This is a genomic window from Flavobacterium sp. HNIBRBA15423, assembly GCF_052655965.1.
On record NZ_CP199751.1, the window covers coordinates 1536763 to 1556303 of the forward strand.

At 28.9% G+C, this 19541-nt stretch carries 18 protein-coding genes; 15 read left to right on the top strand and 3 right to left on the bottom strand.

The features are described 5' to 3' along the window. The first annotated feature begins 42 nt into the window (after positions 1-42). The 3 genes from ACULEV_RS06820 to ACULEV_RS06830 all read left to right on the top strand — a co-directional run bounded on the left by ACULEV_RS06820 (position 43) and on the right by ACULEV_RS06830 (position 2649). A complete protein-coding gene (locus ACULEV_RS06820) occupies positions 43-1947 on the top strand; it encodes a LysM peptidoglycan-binding domain-containing protein (RefSeq protein WP_445457921.1) in 1905 nt (634 codons plus the stop codon). A 2-nt stretch (positions 1948-1949) separates the two neighbouring features. Further along, on the top strand, positions 1950-2354 hold the full coding sequence (locus ACULEV_RS06825) for an OsmC family protein (RefSeq protein WP_445457922.1): 405 nt from the start codon (positions 1950-1952) through the stop codon (positions 2352-2354). Positions 2355-2421: 67 nt separating this feature from the next. Further along, complete coding sequence (locus ACULEV_RS06830; protein WP_445457923.1) at positions 2422-2649, top strand: DUF3820 family protein; 228 nt, start codon at positions 2422-2424, stop codon at positions 2647-2649. A gap of 49 nt (positions 2650-2698) precedes the next feature. Here ACULEV_RS06830 and ACULEV_RS06835 read toward each other — a convergent pair whose 3' ends face one another. Continuing rightward, the gene (locus ACULEV_RS06835) at positions 2699-3079 is read right to left on the bottom strand and encodes an RDD family protein (RefSeq protein WP_445457924.1); all 381 of its coding nucleotides are present in this window, start codon (positions 3077-3079) and stop codon (positions 2699-2701) included. Positions 3080-3247: 168 nt separating this feature from the next. Here ACULEV_RS06835 and ACULEV_RS06840 point away from each other — a divergent pair, with 168 nt between their 5' ends. The 3 genes from ACULEV_RS06840 to proC all read left to right on the top strand — a co-directional run bounded on the left by ACULEV_RS06840 (position 3248) and on the right by proC (position 7975). Continuing rightward, positions 3248-4861, top strand: a complete 1614-nt coding sequence (locus ACULEV_RS06840) for a CTP synthase (protein ID WP_445457925.1) — start codon at positions 3248-3250, stop codon at positions 4859-4861. 242 nt (positions 4862-5103) lie between these two features. Continuing rightward, the gene (gene yidC / locus ACULEV_RS06845; protein ID WP_445457926.1) at positions 5104-6993 is read left to right on the top strand and encodes a membrane protein insertase YidC; all 1890 of its coding nucleotides are present in this window, start codon (positions 5104-5106) and stop codon (positions 6991-6993) included. A gap of 172 nt (positions 6994-7165) precedes the next feature. Next, positions 7166-7975, top strand: a complete 810-nt coding sequence (gene proC, locus ACULEV_RS06850; protein ID WP_445457927.1) for a pyrroline-5-carboxylate reductase — start codon at positions 7166-7168, stop codon at positions 7973-7975. Positions 7976-8057: 82 nt separating this feature from the next. On the opposite strand, the gene ACULEV_RS06855 is transcribed toward proC, so the two are convergent. Then, the gene (locus ACULEV_RS06855; protein ID WP_445457928.1) at positions 8058-9050 is read right to left on the bottom strand and encodes a fasciclin domain-containing protein; all 993 of its coding nucleotides are present in this window, start codon (positions 9048-9050) and stop codon (positions 8058-8060) included. 163 nt (positions 9051-9213) lie between these two features. Between ACULEV_RS06855 and ACULEV_RS06860 the strand changes: the two genes are divergently transcribed. Genes ACULEV_RS06860 through ACULEV_RS06900 form a run of 9 tightly spaced genes read left to right on the top strand, consistent with a single transcriptional unit; the run spans position 9214 to position 18102 of the window. After that, the gene (locus ACULEV_RS06860) at positions 9214-9975 is read left to right on the top strand and encodes a toxin-antitoxin system YwqK family antitoxin (protein ID WP_445457929.1); all 762 of its coding nucleotides are present in this window, start codon (positions 9214-9216) and stop codon (positions 9973-9975) included. Between the two features lie 12 nt (positions 9976-9987). After that, entirely contained in the window at positions 9988-11175 is a 1188-nt protein-coding gene (mnmA, locus tag ACULEV_RS06865; protein WP_445457930.1) for a tRNA 2-thiouridine(34) synthase MnmA, read from the top strand. 7 nt (positions 11176-11182) lie between these two features. Further along, positions 11183-12118 (top strand): calcium/sodium antiporter, encoded by a 936-nt coding sequence (locus ACULEV_RS06870; protein ID WP_445457931.1) that lies wholly within the window; start codon positions 11183-11185, stop codon positions 12116-12118. Positions 12119-12167: 49 nt separating this feature from the next. Continuing rightward, complete coding sequence (locus ACULEV_RS06875; RefSeq protein WP_445457932.1) at positions 12168-13775, top strand: S8 family serine peptidase; 1608 nt, start codon at positions 12168-12170, stop codon at positions 13773-13775. After that, positions 13775-14719 carry an NAD(P)H-dependent flavin oxidoreductase gene (locus tag ACULEV_RS06880; protein ID WP_445457933.1) on the top strand — a complete coding sequence of 315 codons (945 nt, stop codon included), beginning with the start codon at positions 13775-13777 and terminating at the stop codon, positions 14717-14719. Before ACULEV_RS06875 ends, ACULEV_RS06880 begins: the two co-directional genes overlap by 1 nt. 6 nt (positions 14720-14725) lie before the next feature. After that, positions 14726-15136, top strand: coding sequence for a hypothetical protein (locus tag ACULEV_RS06885; protein WP_445457934.1), 411 nt, complete (start codon positions 14726-14728; stop codon positions 15134-15136). A 54-nt stretch (positions 15137-15190) separates the two neighbouring features. Continuing rightward, complete coding sequence (gene pafA, locus ACULEV_RS06890) at positions 15191-16798, top strand: alkaline phosphatase PafA (RefSeq protein WP_445457935.1); 1608 nt, start codon at positions 15191-15193, stop codon at positions 16796-16798. Continuing rightward, the gene (locus tag ACULEV_RS06895) at positions 16795-17442 is read left to right on the top strand and encodes a hypothetical protein (protein WP_445457936.1); all 648 of its coding nucleotides are present in this window, start codon (positions 16795-16797) and stop codon (positions 17440-17442) included. Before pafA ends, ACULEV_RS06895 begins: the two co-directional genes overlap by 4 nt. Then, complete coding sequence (locus ACULEV_RS06900; protein ID WP_445457937.1) at positions 17443-18102, top strand: tetratricopeptide repeat protein; 660 nt, start codon at positions 17443-17445, stop codon at positions 18100-18102. 14 nt (positions 18103-18116) lie between these two features. On the opposite strand, the gene lysA is transcribed toward ACULEV_RS06900, so the two are convergent. Further along, a complete protein-coding gene (lysA, locus tag ACULEV_RS06905) occupies positions 18117-19343 on the bottom strand; it encodes a diaminopimelate decarboxylase (protein WP_445457938.1) in 1227 nt (408 codons plus the stop codon). Positions 19344-19541 lie beyond the last annotated feature (198 nt).

Genomic DNA, 19541 nt, shown 5'->3' on the forward strand with positions numbered 1-19541 from the left:
TAATAAATCTATTTGTTATTCTTAATAATATAAAATCTAAATATGAGAATTTTCAAGCTTTTAATTTTATTCTTTTTTTTCGTTTCTTGTGCAGCCAAAGTAAAACAAGAGAATTTCTTAAGACATAATGTAGGAAAAGGTGAAACTATTTATCAAATATCTACAAAATATCAAATTACACCTTTTGATATTTATAGATTAAATCCTGACGCTAAAAATGGAATTCAAGAAGGAACGGTTTTGTTAATTCCAAAAACACCTACCGCTGTTGTTAAAACTGAAACTAAAAATATTATTCACGAAGTAAAAGCAAAAGAAACGTTATATAGTATTGCAAGAGAGTACCAAGTAACTGTTCCACAATTAGAGGAATGGAATTCAGAATTATTGAAAGATGGTTTAAAAAAAGGACAAGAAATTATTGTAGGTAAAGAGATATTACCTGTAAATGAAAATTATTTAGAAGTTCAAAACACTAAAAATACAATTGAAACTTTTTCTCATAAAATACAGCCTCAAGAAACACTTTATGGTATTTCTAAAAAATATGGCATTACAATCGAAGATATTATAGCACTTAATCCTGATGCAAAAGAGGGTTTAAAGAATGGAACAATTCTTACTTTAAAAAGGAAAACTGAAAAAACGGTTACAGAAATTAATAACGATACAACGTTATATATAGTAAAGCCTAAGCAAACTTTTTATAGCCTTACTAGAGAGTTAAATATTTCAAAAGAAGAATTAGTTGCCCTAAATCCAGATTTAAAAGATGGATTAAAAGTAGGAATGATTTTGAAGTTACCAAATACTGCTGGTATAATAAAAAAAGACAGTATTTATATAGAAAAAAAAGTAGCTAATTTATTAGAAACAATAAATAAAAAGAAAAAAAGAAATTTAGTTTTATTATTACCTTTTAATTTAAATAAACTAGATTCAAATTCTTCCACTTCATTAAAACAAACCTTGAAAGAAAATCCACTTTTAAATCTTTCTTTAGAATTTTATTCTGGAGCAATGATGGCTATAGATTCAGCAAGAGTTTTAGGATTGCCTTTAAATGTAAAAATTCTTGATGTTGAAAGTTCTCGAACAAGTTCTAATATTTCTAAATTAATTTTGGAAAATGATTTTTCTAATGTAGATGCTGTAATTGGACCATTTCAAAATTCACTTGCTGAAAAAACTGCAGAACTATTATTAAAAGATAGTATTCCTGTAATTTCTCCCTTATCTAAAGAAGTTGGTATGAAATATCCTAATTTGTACAACGCTGTACCTACTGAAGATTATATGATGAATAAATTGTTTTCTCATTTTAAAAAAAATAATGGAAATGTAATTGCAGTAGTTAGTGCAAAAAAAGGTTCTACAAAAGAGTATTTAATTTCAAGATATCCAGAAGCTCAATTTCCAGAATTTAATACAAAAGGAGGAATTGATACAGACAAATTAAAATCGTTACTAGTCAAAGACAAAAAGAATTTTGTGATTGTTGAATCAGAAACAACATCTCAAATTTTAAATGTAACTAATCTTTTAATCAAATTAAAATCTGATTTCGATATCCAATTAGTAGTTTTAAAATTATATGATACATTAGATTTTGAAGAAATTCCAATGACAAACTTAACAGAGTTAAATATGTTATTCCCTTCAAATAGAAAAGAAATAGAAACGGAATCAGATAAGATTTTTGCAAATAAATACCTTAAAGAAAACAAAACATTACCTAGTAGTGCTGCAGCAAGAGGTTTTGATGTAACTTTTGATACAATTTTACGTATTTATCAAGAAGGTGGCTATGCAAAATCAGTTCAAACACAAAAAACAGAATATTTTGAAAACACTTTCGATTATGTTAATGATAATGGAAATATTATTAACAATGGTGTTTATTTAATGTATTATGACACAGATTATTCTATTAAAAAAGTAAACTAAAAATGCCAACTTCAAAGATAACGTATGTAGGAGAACTACGCACAACTTGTATTCATTTGCAATCAGGAACCGAAATACTCACAGATGCTCCAACAGATAATCATGGTAAAGGAGAAGCATTTTCTCCTACAGATTTAGTAGCAACAGCTTTAGGAAGTTGTATGGTTTCAATAATGGCAATAAAAACAAAAGACTTAGATATTGATTTAAAGGATTCCACAATTTCTGTTACCAAAATAATGCAGTCTGAACCTAGAAGAATCTCTAAAATTATTGTAGCATTAGATATGGCAATAGAAACCTCAGATAAAAATAAAACCATATTAGAAAGAGCAGCCATGACTTGCCCCGTTTTATTAAGCTTACATCCAGATATCGAAAAAGAAGTGACTTTTAATTGGAAATAAGTTTTAGATAGGAAATTTAGTTTTCCAATTGTATTGGTCTATATATACATTTACTACATTCAAAAAAATGAACAATCAAGACCAACTTATAAAACTAGCACACACAAAAATGCCATTTGGTAAATACAAAGATTGGTATTTAATCGATTTGCCCGAATATTATGTCGTTTGGTATAGTAATAAGGGATTTCCAAAAGGACAACTTGGCGAACAATTGAAATTGGTTTACGAATTAAAACTAAACGGTCTAGAAGAAATTGTTAGAAATATAAGAAGGAATTTCCCAAAAAAATAAAGCTCCATAAATAATGGAGCTTTTATATATTTTCACGTTAAAATTATTTTTATACGTTTACTACTTTTGTTTTAGCCCAATTATCACCTAATCTAGGTTTATCAGTAATTACAAAAATACAATCAATTAAGTTAACAATTGGAATAATTAAACTTACATTTCTAGTTGCACTAGTTCCAAAATCTCCTTCTAAAGAAGAACCATCTTCTTTAACGGCTTTATATTTCATTATTTTTTTACCAATACTTTGTCCTCCAAATAAAGCATCACGGAACAAAGTATAACCAATTTGTATAAGATACACGATATATACTAGCCAATCCATTCCTCCAATTAGTCCTGCTATAAGGCCTAATACAAATGACGGAATTGCAAGAACTAATCCATCAATAAATAATGCTAAAAATCTGTTTAATTTTGATACTTCCATTTTTTATAGTTTTAATTGTTAGTCATCAAATATATAAAAAAAAGTTAATTTTCAATATTTTTAGCCTATTAAATAAATCTAAATTTTCATATTATGAAATTGCCTAATTCATAAATTTAATCGTATTTTTGCCAAGTTTTTTACACAACTACAACAAACCACAACACAATGAATCAAACAAAGTATATTTTTGTTACAGGGGGTGTTACTTCTTCCTTGGGAAAGGGAATTATAGCAGCTTCTTTAGCTAAATTGCTACAAGCAAGAGGGTATCGAACGACCATTCAAAAATTTGACCCTTATATTAATGTCGATCCAGGCACATTAAACCCTTACGAACATGGAGAATGTTATGTAACTGATGATGGTGCGGAAACAGATTTAGATTTAGGGCATTACGAACGTTTTTTAAATGTACCTACTTCTCAAGCAAACAATGTAACTACTGGAAGAGTTTATTTGTCTGTTATTGAAAAAGAGAGAAGAGGAGAATTTTTAGGAAAAACAGTTCAAGTTGTACCTCATATTACAAATGAAATCAAATCGAGAATGCAATTACTAGGTCAAAATGGAAATTTTGATATTGTAATAACTGAAATAGGAGGAACTGTTGGTGATATTGAATCATTGCCTTACATAGAATCGGTACGTCAGTTATTATGGGAATTAGGTGATGAAAATGGAATTGTAATTCATTTAACATTAGTGCCTTATCTAGCTGCTGCGGGAGAATTAAAAACAAAACCAACTCAGCATTCTGTAAAAACATTAATGGAAAGTGGAATAAAAGCAGATATTCTTGTTTGTAGAACAGAGCATGAATTGTCAGACGATTTACGTCAAAAATTAGCATTATTTTGTAATGTTAAGAAAGAAGCGGTAATTCAATCTATCGATGCTTCTACTATTTATGATGTTCCTAACTTAATGCTTGAAGAAGGCTTAGACACAGTTACACTTAAGAAACTAGGCTTACCAGAAAAAAATAGTCCAGATTTAAAACAATGGAATGAGTTTTTACAAAAGCATAAAAACCCTAAACATGAAGTTAATATTGGATTAGTTGGAAAATATGTAGAATTGCAAGATTCTTATAAATCAATACTAGAAGCGTTTATACATGCTGGCGCTGCCAATGAAACAAAAGTAAATGTAATTTCCATACATTCAGAACATTTAGATGTCAAAACGGCAGAAAAACATTTGAAAGGATTAGATGGCATATTAGTTGCTCCTGGTTTTGGTAATAGAGGAATAGAAGGAAAAATTGATACTGTTCGTTATGCAAGAGAAAATAATATTCCCTTTTTAGGAATTTGTTTAGGTATGCAAATGGCAGTAATAGAATTTGCTCGCAATATATTAGGTTATAAAGATGCAAACTCTACAGAAATGAATGAAAGTTCTACTCATCCAGTAATTAATTTAATGGAAGAACAGAAAGATATTAAAAATATGGGAGGAACCATGCGTCTAGGAGCATGGAAATGTAGCTTGAAAGAAAATACGTTGGCAAATAAAATTTATGGTAAAGCTGAAATTATGGAACGTCATCGCCATCGTTATGAATTTAACAGTAAGTATTTGAACGAATTAGAAAAGGCTGGTTTAACAGCTTCAGGGATTAATCCAGATACAGGATTAGTGGAAGTTGTTGAAATAAAAAATCACCCGTTTTTTATTGGAGTTCAGTATCATCCAGAATATAAAAGTACAGTTGCAAATCCGCACCCACTTTTTGTGAGTTTTGTAAAAGCAGCTGTTCAATATAAAAATAAATAGAGTAAGGAGCGAATGGCTTGGAGTATTTTAGCCGACCATTTTCCCGCTTTTTGTTACAATTTTTTTATTTTTCAATTTGAAAAATAAAAAAGATTTCCACGTCAATCGGGGCTATTCTTTTTCTATTGGAATATTTTTGTAAATAATAGTAATTGTCATTGGCTTTAGACATAAAATAGTAAAAAAAGAGTAACAATAATATTAATTGCCGTAAGCTCTAGCTATCGGAACAAATAATTAAAATGGAAGAAAAAAAGTTTGATTTTAAATCAATTATTGGGTTTGTATTAATTTCTGGTATTTTAATGTGGATGATGTATTCAAATCAACCCACAGCCGAAGAATTAAAAGAAAAAGAAAAGCTTGAAAAAGCTAAAAAAGAACAAGAAGAAAAAAGTACTGTAAAAACAACTGATAAAGTTGTAGAAACTACTCAAATTCTTCCAGACTCTATATCTCAAGAACAAGCCAAAGCAGCTTTGGGAACTTTTGCTTATTCAGCAACTTTACCATCTGCAAAAGAAGATTTTACAGAAATTAAAAATGATGTTCTTTCTTTAAAAATAGCTAATAAAGGAGGATACATTGTAGATGCTACAATTTTAAATTATGATCAATTTGAAAAAGACTCTAAGAAACCTGTAAAAATCATCAATGATAATAACGCAAAATTCGATTTATCATTAAACACTGCAGATAATAGATTATTACATACATCCAATTTATTTTTCGAACCAAAATATTCAAAAGAAGGAGAGAATCAAGTGGTGACGATGCAATTAAAAGCAGGTCCAGCACAATTCTTAGAATACCGTTATGTTTTAAAGCCAGGAGAATATATGTTAGATTTCTCCATTCGTTCTCAAGGATTAGAAAATGTAATTAACACTACTAAACCAGTTGATTTAGAATGGCAACTAAAAACGTATCGTAATGAAAAGAGTGTTTCTTATGAAAACAGATATACAGAATTGGTCTTTGAATATGAAGGAGGAAAAGATGATTATTTAAATGCTGCAAAAGATTCTGAAGACACAGCTGAAGATGTTTCTTACATAGCTTTTAAACAGCACATGTTTACATCTATTTTATTAACAGATACTCCTTTTAAATCTGCTAAATTTGTATCTGATAATTTAATTGACGACGAAGAAATTGATACAATTTTTACAAAAAACTTTATTGCTCAAGTACCATTAGAAGTAAAAAATGGAGCAATTAATTATAATATGAATTGGTATTATGGTCCTGCTAAATATCAAATTTTAAACGATTATGATAGAAATTTAGATGAGATCATGCCTTTAGGTTGGGGAATTTTTGGTTGGATAAACCGTTATATTTTCATCCCAGTTTTTGGTTTTATTTCTAGTATAGGAATTGGTTATGGAATTTCAATAATTATATTTACTATTCTTGTAAGAATAGTAATGTCTCCTGTTACTTATAAGTCTTATGTTTCTCAAGCTAAAATGAAAGTTTTACGACCAGAAATTGCAGAATTGAATGAGAAATACAAAGACAATGCAATGAAAAAACAACAAGAAACAATGAAGCTGTATTCAAAAGCAGGAGTAAATCCTATGGCAGGATGTTTACCAGCTTTAATGCAAATGCCTGTTTTTTATGCATTATTTCAGTTCTTTCCATCCATGTTTGATTTAAGACAAAAAAAGTTCCTTTGGGCAAACGATTTGTCTTCTTATGATAGTATTTATGAATTACCTTTCCACATTCCTTTTTATGGAAGTCATGTGAGTTTATTTCCAATTTTGGCTTCTATTGCAATATTCTTTTATATGAAGATGACAACAGGTGACCAACAAATGAGTGCTCCTACACAGGAAGGTATGCCAGATATGAGCAAAATAATGAAGATAATGATTTACATTTCTCCATTAATGATGTTGTTCTTCTTTAACAACTATGCTTCTGGTTTATCTCTATATTATTTTATTTCTAACTTAATTACTATTGGTATTATGTTAGTGATTAAAAATTATATAGTAAAAGAAGATAAGATTCTTGCTAAAATACAAGAGAATAAATCTAAACCCAAATCAGAAAGCAAGTTCCAAAGAAAAATGAGGGAAATGATGGAACAAGCAGAAGCTCAAAAAAAAAGTAAATAAATAAATCTTTATAAATCCCTGTTTTCATACAGGGATTTTTTTTGAAACAATAATTTTGAAATTGTTATAAAAGAAGAATTAGTTTTTCTAATTGTAAATACTCAATATCTTTAGCAAAAGCTATTGAAAACTATTTAACAATTTTCAATTCACAAAAGAATAATATTGATATATGAAGATACTTATTATTGGTTATGGAAACATGGGACAAACGTATGCTAATAGCTTTGTTAGTTCTCGATTTATTACTCCTTCAGATATTCTAATATTAAGCAGAAGTAGCACAGAAAATATTAATCGATACACAATAGATGTAGATAATTTTCATACAGCTCCTAGTCCTGTTATTTTTGATGTAGACATTATTATAATAGCTGTTAAACCACAAGATTTTAATGATTTAGCATTGGTTATAAAACCTTTTATACATAGAGAACACCTTATTCTTTCTGTTATGGCAGGTTTAACATTATATTCTATTCAAGAAAAGTTGGGTTGTGAAAAAATTGTTAGGTCTATGCCAAATATACCAACACAAATTGGTCTTGGAATGACTGTTTTTTGTGCTTCTCCGCATGTAGATAGAAAAGAATTGTTTATTATTCAGAATTTAATTAATACAACAGGAAAATCTATTTATATTGACAAAGAGGAAATGCTCAATGCTACAACGGCTGTTTCTGGAAGTGGTCCAGCCTATGTGTTTTATTTTATGAATGCAATGATTCAAGCAGCTATTGAATTAGGTTTTTCTAAATCTGAAGCAGAATTTTTAGTAAGTCAAACGTTTATAGGAGCTGTTCAATTGCAAAACAGAAGCAATTTATCACATGAAGAATGGATTAATAAAGTGGCTTCAAAAAAAGGGACAACAGAAGCAGCTTTATCAGTTTTTGATGAAAATAATTTATTAGAATCAATTAAAAACGGAATTTTTGCAGCAAATAACCGAGCTATTGAATTAGGCAAAACAATTTCATAAAAAACTCGATTAATACAAATTAATCGAGTTTTTGGAAAATCAAATAATAACCTTAACTTACTTTTATTATTTATTTTTGAAATTATAATGTTGGTTGTAATACTTTATCGACTGCATGAATAATACCGTTTGCACATTGCACATCAATTACAATAATGTTTGCTTGTGTAGCAGATTGATCAGTTATTTTAGGAGTTGCTGGTGTAGTTAAATCAATAGTGATATCTTGTACCGGATTAGTAATCATTGATATTACTTGAGCATCTGTTAATGAAGATGCTTCTACATTTCCAGCAGCTGTTACATGATATTGTAACACTGTGGAAACCTGTTCAGGTGTTGCATTTTCTGCAAATCCTCCAGAACCAACTGCAACCGCAAATGCGTCATTTGTTGGAGCAAAAACAGTTAGCGGTGAAGCATTAGTTGTTAAAGCTGTAGCTATAGCACTTTGGTCTCCAAAACCATTACCATTTGTGTCTGTGCTAGTTACTACAGTTACAAGGGTTGAGAAATCTGGATTTGCTGTAGCATGGTCAATTATTGTTGCTAATCCTATTACAGCATCAACTTGATGAATAACACCATTTGTTGCTAAAATGTCTGCTGCAGTTACTGTTGCTACACCATTTATTTCAACTCCACTTGTTGTATTAATAAATAAACTTAATGTGTTTGTGGATGAAGCAGAACCTTTTCCCATAGATTTTACATAACCTGTGGTTAGGTTTGAAGATAAATTGGTACTCATAACCACATGATTTAATAAAATTTCTTTAAGAAGAGGTACAGGTACATCATCTAAAGAAGCAAAATTGTTGGCTGTTAAAAATTCATTAAAAGCATCGTTTGTAGGAGCAAAAACGGTAAATGGACCATTTTGGTCTAATGTTTGCACTAATCCTGCTTTATCTAAGGCAGAAACTAGCGTAGTGAATTGTGGTGCTCTAGATACAACAGCCGCAATACTATTGTTTACAGGTGTTACAACAGTGTCATCATCCGAACATGAAAACATCGTTACAAATGTAGTAGCGATTAAAGTTAATTTGATTAATTTTGCAAAGTTTTTCATAGCATTTTGTTTTAATTGTTTAAACAAATGTAGAAAACTTTAAACAAAAAAACACCAGATTAAACGCGAAAAAATTAAAAAAAGCAAAGTTTAACGTTGTATTTGTTATTGTTCAACTGATTGATTATAAAATTTTTATAAATAAGTAAAAAATATAAAACAAATGTTAATAAAACCACACTTAACAATTCTATTTGTTATTCTAAATTGTTTAACAATTTTCTCTCAAAGTAATAGTAATCAGTTTGATGGAAATGGGGAACGACATGGTATTTGGAAAGGAGTTTACGAAGCATCAAAAAGACCAAGATATGAAGGCAATTTTAATCATGGTAAAGAAACTGGGATTTTTAAATATTTTGATGATACTAAAGCAGGAACAGTAATAGCTACTAGAGATTTCTCTAAAGGGGATGGTTCATGTTATGCAATTTTTTACAATCAAAAAGGGAATAAAGTAAGTGAGGGCTTGTTAATGAATAAATTGCCTCAAGGTGAATGGAAATATTATCATTTTGAAAGTGATCAAGTAATGTCTCTTGAAAATTATAAGCAAGGAAAACTTAATGGAATAAAGAAAGTCTTTTATAAAGACGGTTCTCTAGCTGAAGAATCTAATTATTTGAATGGAAAAATTGATGGTGTATATAAAAAATATGCAGAGAATGAAACCCTATTAGAAGAGATAAATTATAAGAAAGGTAAATTAGATGGTCCTGCTTTATATTATGATGGGAAAGGGAACATCAATGTAAAAGGGCAATATAAGAATGATAGAAAATGGGGTTATTGGGAAACCTATGAAAACGGAAAATTAATTTCTAAAGAAAAAGTTTCAAGAGAAACCAGAAAGACTTTTAAATTAGAAAAAGATAAAGAAGGAAAATTGGTTCCAACCAAATTAAAATCTAAAAACGAAAATTAATATTTTTAGAAAATGAAAAGAGTAGTAGTAGGACTTTCTGGAGGAGTAGACTCTAGTGTTGCCGCTTATTTATTGCAAGAACAAGGATATGAGGTTATAGGTCTTTTTATGAAAAATTGGCATGATGATTCTGTAACTATATCAAATGAATGTCCTTGGTTAGAAGACAGTAATGATGCACTTTTAGTAGCTGAAAAACTAGGAATACCATTTCAAACAGTAGATTTATCAGAAGAATATAAGGAGAAAATTGTTGATTATATGTTTAAAGAATATGAACAAGGACGCACTCCTAATCCAGATGTTTTATGTAATAGAGAGATAAAATTTGATGTTTTTATGAAAATTGCGATGTCACTTGGTGCTGATTATGTAGCAACAGGTCATTATTGTAGAAAAGGCATCATTGAACAAGATGGAAAAGAAATATACCAATTATTAGCTGGAAAAGATGATAATAAGGATCAATCTTACTTTCTATGTCAATTATCTCAAGAACAATTATCAAAAGCCTTGTTTCCAATAGGAGAATTAACAAAGCCAGAGGTAAGAGAAATTGCAGCTAAATTAGATTTAATAACAGCAGAAAAGAAAGATTCTCAAGGCTTGTGCTTTATCGGTAAAGTGCGTTTACCTGATTTTTTACAACAACAATTACAACCAAAAGAAGGTATTATTATAGAAGTGCCAGAAGAAGCGACAATTTTTAATTTAGAAACTCCACAATTTTCTTCAGAAGAAGAGATTTTTGCTTTTGAATCAAGAAATAGAGATTATTCAAATGAAATAGGAAGGACTGTTGGAAAACATCAAGGAGCTCATTATTTTACAAAAGGACAACGAAAAGGATTAAATGTTGGTGGAACAAAAGAAGGCTTGTATGTAATTGAAACCGATGTTGAAAAGAATATCATTTACACAGGTCAAGGTGCTAATCATCCTGGATTATTTAAAAAAGCTTTGTTTATTAAAAAAGACGAAATTCATTGGATACGTGAAGATTTAACTTTACAACCAAATGAAACAATGGAAGTGATGGCACGCATTCGTTATCGACAACCTTTGCAAAAAGCAACTTTGCACCAATTTAAAAATGGGATGTATGTTGTATTCAATGAACCGCAATCGGCTATTACTGAAGGTCAATTTGTCGCTTGGCACAAAAATGATGAAGTATTAGGTAGTGGAGTAATTTCTTAATTATTTTATGGATATATTATTTATTGTTATTGGACTAGTATTATTAGTAGTGGGAGGAAATTGGTTATTAAAATCATCAGTAGGACTTTCATTAAGACTTAATATTTCAAAAATTATTGTTGGATTAACAGTTGTTTCTTTTGCCACTTCAGCACCCGAAATGATAGTTAGCGTAAAGGCAGCTTTAGATGGTTTTCCTGATATTGCACTTGGAAATGTTATAGGATCAAATATTGGAAACATAGGTTTAGTTCTAGGTATTGTTTTACTAATTAATGCTATCCAAGTAGATAAAAGTTTTTATATTACAGATTGGCCAACAAAAATGATTGCTTCAACTTTATTATTTGTATTTCTAGTCATTGACGGTGGCTTAACTCGAATAGATGGGATTATTTTTATGGCTGTTTTAGTTGTTTTTTTAATTATTTTAATTCGTAATAATAAAAAGGTACAAGTTGATATTGATGTAACAACTGATGAAAATATGTCTTTTTTAAAAATTTTCGGTTTTTTATTAATTGGAGGTGTTGCATTATGGGGTGGTTCAGAATTATTAGTTAAAGGAGCAGTAAATTTAGCAGAAAGTGTAGGTGTTAGTAAACGTGTTATTGCTATTACAGTAGTTTCAATAGGAACTAGTATACCAGAATTAGCTTCATCAATCATTGCAGCTATTAAAAAAGAAAATGATATTTCAATTGGTAATATTATTGGTTCTAATATTTTTAATATTCTAAGTGTATTAGGAATTACTGCCATTATAAAACCAATAGAAAAAGTAGATGTTAGAATTATTGAACAGGACATTTATTGGATGCTGGGTTTTGCTTTTATTTTGTTACCAATGGTAATTTTGCCAAAAAGAAATAGTTTAAGCTTAAAAGAAGGTATTCTGTTATTAATGGCTTATGGTGTTTTTTTATATTTCACTGTAATTTAATAATCTAGCGTTTAGAATTTCATATATTTGAAAGCAAAATATCTTAATTATGAAAAAAATAGGTACTCTTTTGTTCTTGCTATTAACTTTATGTTCTTTTGGTCAAGAAGACGCTTGGGTTTATTTTACTGATAAACCTGATGAAGTTTATTATACAAATAATCCACTGGAAATGTTATCACAAAGAGCTTTAGACAGAAGAACCACTCAAAATATTACTTTGGATATAAAAGATATTCCTATTTCTCAAACTTATATTAATCAAGTTGCTTCAGCCACAGGAATAACTATAATGGCCAAATCAAAGTGGTTGAATGCTTTACATATTAGAGGTTCTCAAACTAATATTCAGGCATTAGAAGTTTTAAGTTTTGTAGATTATGTGCAATTTGCAAATCATAGTTTAAATTCTACTCCTAGAAATGGAAGTTATTCAAATTCTAATAAAAATGAAGAAGCCTTTGAAATTATGGCTAATTTTAATTATGGAAATTCAAATAACCAAATTCAAATGTTAAATGGACATTTATTACATCAACAAGATTATACTGGACAAGGGAAAATAATTGCTATTCTGGATGCAGGATTTCCAGGAGTAAATACAGCAACACCTTTTCAAAGATTGAGAGATAATAATTTAATTTTAGGAGGCTATAATTTTCCAGATAGAAATACTAATTTTTATACTAGAAACTCTCATGGTACAAATGTACTTTCTACTATGGGTGGTTTTGCAGATGGACAACTAGTTGGAACTGCTCCAGATGCTGAGTATTATTTGTTTATTACTGAAGATACTAATTCTGAAAATCCTGTTGAAGAATCTTATTGGGTAGAAGCATTAGAAATGGCTGATAGTCTAGGTGTAGATATAATTAATTCATCTTTAGGTTATACAGATTATGATAATACATCTTACAGTTATTCTTATTCACAAAGAAACGGACAAATAGGTTTTGCTTCTAGAGGAGCTTCAATAGCATCTTCTAAAGGAATCGTTTGTGTGGTGAGTGCTGGAAATGATGGTAGCGCTTCTGAAAATCATATTAGTATTCCTGCCGATGCAGATAATATTTTAACAGTAGGTGCAGTTACAAGCACAGAAGCTTATGCAAGTTTTAGTTCTATCGGTCCTTCTTTTGATGGAAGAGTTAAACCAGATGTTTGTGCTAAAGGACAAAATGCAACTGTTAGTAGTACAACAGGCACAATTACTACTGCTAATGGTACTTCATTTTCTAGTCCAATTCTTGCAGGTATGGTTGCTTCATTTTGGTCTGCGTTACCAAATTTAACAGCTAGTGAAGTAATTCAATATGTAAGACAATCTGCAGATCAGTATTTAAATCCAGATAATCTAAAAGGTTATGGTGTTCCTGATTTTCAATTGGCTCTAAATAACGCTTTAAACATAGAATCTTTTAATACTGAAATAACAATATATCCTAATCCTGTTAGTGAGAAATTGTTCATAAAATTAAATAATAATACTAACGGGGAATTTAATTTGTATAATAACTTGGGACAGAGAGTTTTACAGGTTGCTGTTTCAAATAGCCAACAAAGTATTTCTTTAGAATCTCTATCTCCAGGTATATATATGTATGATTTTTCTGCTAATAATGCTAACTTGCAAGGAAAATTAATCAAACAGTAATGAATAGAATTACCCAACTTTTTAATATAAAATATCCTATTATTCAAGGTGGAATGATTTGGAATAGCGGTTATAAATTAGCTAGTGCTGTTAGTAATGCAGGAGGTTTAGGATTAATTGGAGCAGGTTCTATGTATCCAGATGTGTTAAGAGAACATATTCAAAAATGTAAAAAAGCGACAGATAAACCTTTTGGAATTAATGTACCTATGTTATATCCAAATATTGAAGAGATTATGAAAATTATAGTTGAGGAAGGAGTTAAAATAGTATTCACCTCGGCTGGAAATCCTAAAACTTGGACTTCTTTTTTAAAGGAAAAAGGCATTATAGTAGTTCATGTGGTTAGTAGTTCAAAATTTGCGCTAAAAGCACAAGAAGCAGGTGTTGATGCTGTTGTTGCTGAAGGTTTTGAAGCTGGTGGTCATAATGGAAGAGAAGAAACAACAACATTAACGTTAATTCCAATGGTAAGAGAAAATATTACTATTCCATTAATTGCAGCTGGTGGTATTGCAACAGGAAGAGGAATGCTTGCAGCAATGGTATTAGGTGCAGATGGTGTTCAAATGGGAAGCCGTTTTGCAGCTTCTACTGAATCTAGTTCTCATGACAATTTCAAAAAGACTATAGTCGAAACAAATGAAGGCGATACCATTTTAACATTAAAAGAATTAGCTCCTGTACGCTTAATAAAAAATAAATTTTATAACGAGTTGCAAGAGTTATATGCTAAATGCCCTACAATTGATGATTTGAAATCACATTTAGGTAGAGCAAGAGCAAAAAAAGGTATGTTTGAAGGAGATTTAGAAAATGGTGAATTAGAAATTGGTCAAATTGCAGGTCTAATTCATGATATTTTACCCGTTCAAACTATTATTGATACTATTATGGATGAATTTCATAATGCAAAGGAAGAAATACATAATTTTGTTTTTTAATATTTTATGAAACTATTTAAATATATTGCTCTATTTACTTTTCTTACTGTAGGTATAGCAAATGCCCAACAATTCCAATTTCAAACGACTACGCTATCTGTTTTACAAAAAAACAGAAAAGGAGAGTGGGGAAAGTGGAGTACTCCAGAACAAGCAAAAGCCATTGTAAAATTAGACTATGATAAAAATAAAATTATTATTTATTCTAATGTTATCCAATATTATTCAATAGTGGAATATCTTCCTAAAGAAGTTACTAAAGTGGATGAAATTAACTCTTATTTATGTAAAAATATTGATGGTTATCCTTTGAAAATATCATTTATAGTAAGAAAAGATCTTAAAAATAAAACCCAATTATATGTTTATAATGAAGATTATATTTTTTGCTACGATATTTTTGAAATAGTAAAATAATCTTTAAAAGTTAATCCAAATCATTTTTAGAATTCAAAATTATATAAAAAAACCATGAAAAAGTTTTCTATACTTTTCGCTTTAATTTTCATTTCCTTTTTAAATGCACAAGATAAACCAAAATTAGTAATTGGTATTGTGGTAGATCAAATGAAAATGGAGTATCTATATCGATTTTCTAACGATTTTTCAGAAAATGGATTTAAGCGTTTAATGAAGGAAGGTTATACATTTCATAATATGCATTTTAATTATATGCCTACATATACTGGTCCAGGTCATGCCTCTATTTTTACAGGAACAACACCTAGTGTACATGGTATTGTGGGTAATAATTGGTTTAATAAGTCTACAGGAAAAGAAATGTATTGTACTGATGATAATTCGGTAACAACCTTAGGTAATGGAACCGATTATGAAGGAAAAATGTCTCCTAAAAATCTATTAAGCACAACCATTACAGACGAGTTGAAACTTGCTACAAACTTTCAAGGAAAAGTAATAGGTATTAGTTTAAAAGATAGAGGAGCTATTTTACCTGTAGGCCATTTTGCAAATTGGGCTTTTTGGTATAGTAAAACAGGTTCTTTTGTTTCTAGTACATATTATGGGGATAAATTACCAGATTGGGTTTTACAATTTAATGATGAAAAGCATTATGAAAAATATTTAAATAAAAAATGGGAATTATTTAAGCCAAAAGAAGTTTATAATGAAAGTTTGAATGATAATAATCCTTATGAAGGCAAATTGTACAAAAAAATACCATTCTTTCCTTATAATATGAAAGAAATGTATGAGAATAATGATGCTGGTGTATTGCGCTCTACTCCTTTTGGAAATAATTTGATAGTTGATTTTGCAATGAAAGCTATTGAAAAAGAAAGTTTAGGAAAAGACAATATAACTGATTTCTTAACAGTTAGTTTCTCTTCTACAGATTATATTGGTCATGTATTAGGACCTCGTGCTATAGAATTGCAAGACACTTATTTAAGATTAGATGAAACTATTGGAGAATTTTTAGCTTATTTAGATAAAAATATTGGTAAAAATAATTATTTATTATTTCTTACAGCTGATCATGCCGGTGCAGAAAATGTGACTTATTTAAAGGATAATAAATATAATGTAGATCAAATAAACACTAAACAATTTATCAATGACTTAGAAGTTTTCTCTAAAGAAAAATATGGACAAAATGTTGTTTTAAATTATTCAAATTCAAATGTGTTTTTCAATAAAGAAGTAATAGAAGCTAGTAATTTAGATTTAGAAGAAATAAAAAATGCATTCAAGACATTTATTTACAAACAAAATTTTGTTAGAAGAGTGTATAGCGATTCTGAAATTTTAGGAGCTTCCGGAAATGATATGTACTTAAATTTTATAGCTAATGGTTATGATCCAATTCAAAATGGTGAATTAGTTATTTTAGAAAAACCAGGTTATTTAGAATATGGAGCAACTGGAACAACTCATGGTTCTCCTTATACTTATGATACTCATGTTCCATTGTTATTTTATGGTTGGAAAATAAAACATGGAGCATCATACAATAAGAAGGAAATTTCACAAATTGCACCAACAGTAGCTTTAAAATTAAAAATCACTTTACCAAATGGTACTGATGCAAAAGTATTAGAAGAAATAATGGAATGAGCAGTTCATTTGTAACCTATAAAAAATATCCAACTAGTGAACAAGCAAAGTATATCACTAATCTTTTAACTAAGCATGCTTTAGCGAATGAATATATTGAGAATAAAGCATCATTAGATTCAAATTTTAGTAGTACTATATTAAATGATTTTGAAATTAAAATTGAGCAGAAAGATTTTAAAAAGGCGGATGAAATTTTATTGAATGATTCTAAAGAATATATAAAAACTTTACCAGAAGATTATTATTTATTTTCCTTTTCAAATAATGAATTAATTGAAGTCATTCAGAAAAAAGATGAGTGGAATGAAATTGACTATCTCTTAGCTATTAATTTATTAAAAAATAGAGGTGTTGAAATTACTAGTGAAGATATTGAAAAAACTCAAAAAGATAGACTTTCTCAATTAAAGAAACCTGAAAAAAGTGCTAGAAGTTGGATTATTGTGGGTTATATTATTGCTATGTTAGGTGGTCTTTTAGGGTTTATTATAGGCTATGTATTATTAACACAAATGAAAACATTGCCTAATGGGGAAAGAGTTTATGAATATATTGAGTCAGATAGAAAGCATGGTAAGAATATTCTATATGTAGGTATAATTTTTTTCATATTTAATGTAATCTATATTTTGTTTTTTTAAATGAAGGTTAAAATTTTTAAAATAATTGCTTTAGTTTTTTTAATATATATCACTTTAAATATTGTTGGTGCATTTTTTTTAGGGATTGGGATTTTTGCAAGAGAATTTAAATCAAGTTTTTTTAAAATAGATAATGACCATAATATTGAATATGATCCTTTAGTTTTATATCAACAGAAAATTGATATTTATACTTTTAAACTAGATAGCTTACTTGAAATTAATCCTATACAAGCAGAATTATTTGCAGATAAGCTTCATAAGAAATATAAAAAAGAAACTGTTTTTCTTGAATACAAAGCACTTGCATTATATAATCAACAAAAATTTCATGAAGCATTACAATTGTATAAAATAATAGATACACCTTATTCAGAGTATTTGGGTACAAAAATGAATAATAATCGAAATATAGCATTGTGTTTTGAAAATTTAAAAATGTTTGATTCTGCTATTTATTATTACAAAGTATCATCTTTATCTGATAATTTGTATGAAATTGGTAGTTGTTTTAATTCAAAAAAAGAAAAAGATAGTGCTATTTTTTATTATTCTAAGTTACTTAAAAAAATAGAACAGAAAGAGAATAAAATTAACTATATAAAAGATATTGATCTTTTAAAGTTCAAAATCGATTCCATAAAAAAAGCTTCTCGTTAGAGAAGCTTTTCTGTTTATGCTAAAACTGTTTCATTTAATATATCAATTTCAACTTGATTGCGAATAATATCTTCGAAACTTTCTCTTTGTCTTATTAAATAGCCTTTTCCATTTAACCAAAGTACTTCTGCTGGTTTTACTCTAGAATTATAATTAGAAGCCATAGAAAAACAGTATGCACCAGCATTTCTAAAGCAAAGTATATCTCCTTCATGAATTTCTGAGATTCTCCTGTTGTTAGCAAATGTATCTGTTTCACAAATGTAACCTACAACAGAGTAATAACGTTCTTTCCCTTTTGGATTAGATATATTCTCAATGTAGTGTTGAGAACCATATAACATGGGTCTAATTAAATGATTAAAACCACTGTCTATACCTGCAAAAACAGTAGAGGTAGTTTGTTTTACTACATTTACTTTTGCAAGAAAAAAACCAGCTTCACTTACTAAAAATTTGCCAGGTTCAAAGGCTAATGTTAATGGTCTTCCATATTCTTTTTCGAAAGCTAAAAAACGTTTGGTTAGTTTTTTGCCAAATTCTTCAACATTAGTTTCAATATCGTCTTTTTTGTAAGGGACCTTAAAACCACTTCCAAAATCTATAAATTCAAGATTTTTAAAGTTTTTAGCAGTCTCAAATAAAATTTCAGCTGCATAAAGAAAAACATCTACATCTAGAATATCAGAACCAGTATGCATGTGAATTCCATTGATATTCATTTTTGTGTTTTCAATAATACGTAATAAATGAGGTAATTGATGAATTGAAATTCCAAATTTACTATCAATATGACCTACAGAAATATTTGCATTCCCACCAGCCATAACATGAGGATTTATTCTTACACAAACAGGAATATCTGGATGCTTTGTACCAAATTGCTCTAAGAAGGACAAGTTGTCAATATTAATTTGAACACCCATTTCTGCTACTTTCTCAATTTCTTCTAATGAAACTCCATTTGGTGTATACATAATTTCTTTGGGTTCAAAACCTGCATGTAAACCTAATAACACTTCTTCAATAGAAACTGTATCTAAACCAGAACCTAATTTTTTTAGCACTTTTAATATTGAAATATTAGATAATGCCTTAACAGCATAGTGTATCTTAAACTGCTCTACTTTTGAAAAAGCATTTGTTAATCTTTTGTATTGAGTTTCAATTCTTTCTGCATCATATACATATAGTGGAGAACCAAATTCTTCAACAAGGTGTAATAAATCTTGACTTTTCATCTTCTGTATTTTTTTGCAAATTAAAAACTTTTCTTGTTATCTACTTGTAAAAGTATTTTTATTAAACAAAAAATAACATTTAGTTATAAATATAACAACAAGTAAGTTTGTAAAACTTTTTTTTGGTTTTATGTTTTCCAAATTATCCTTAAAAATGTTAGCCAATTAAAAATTAGTTTCCTATTTTTGTGGCACTTT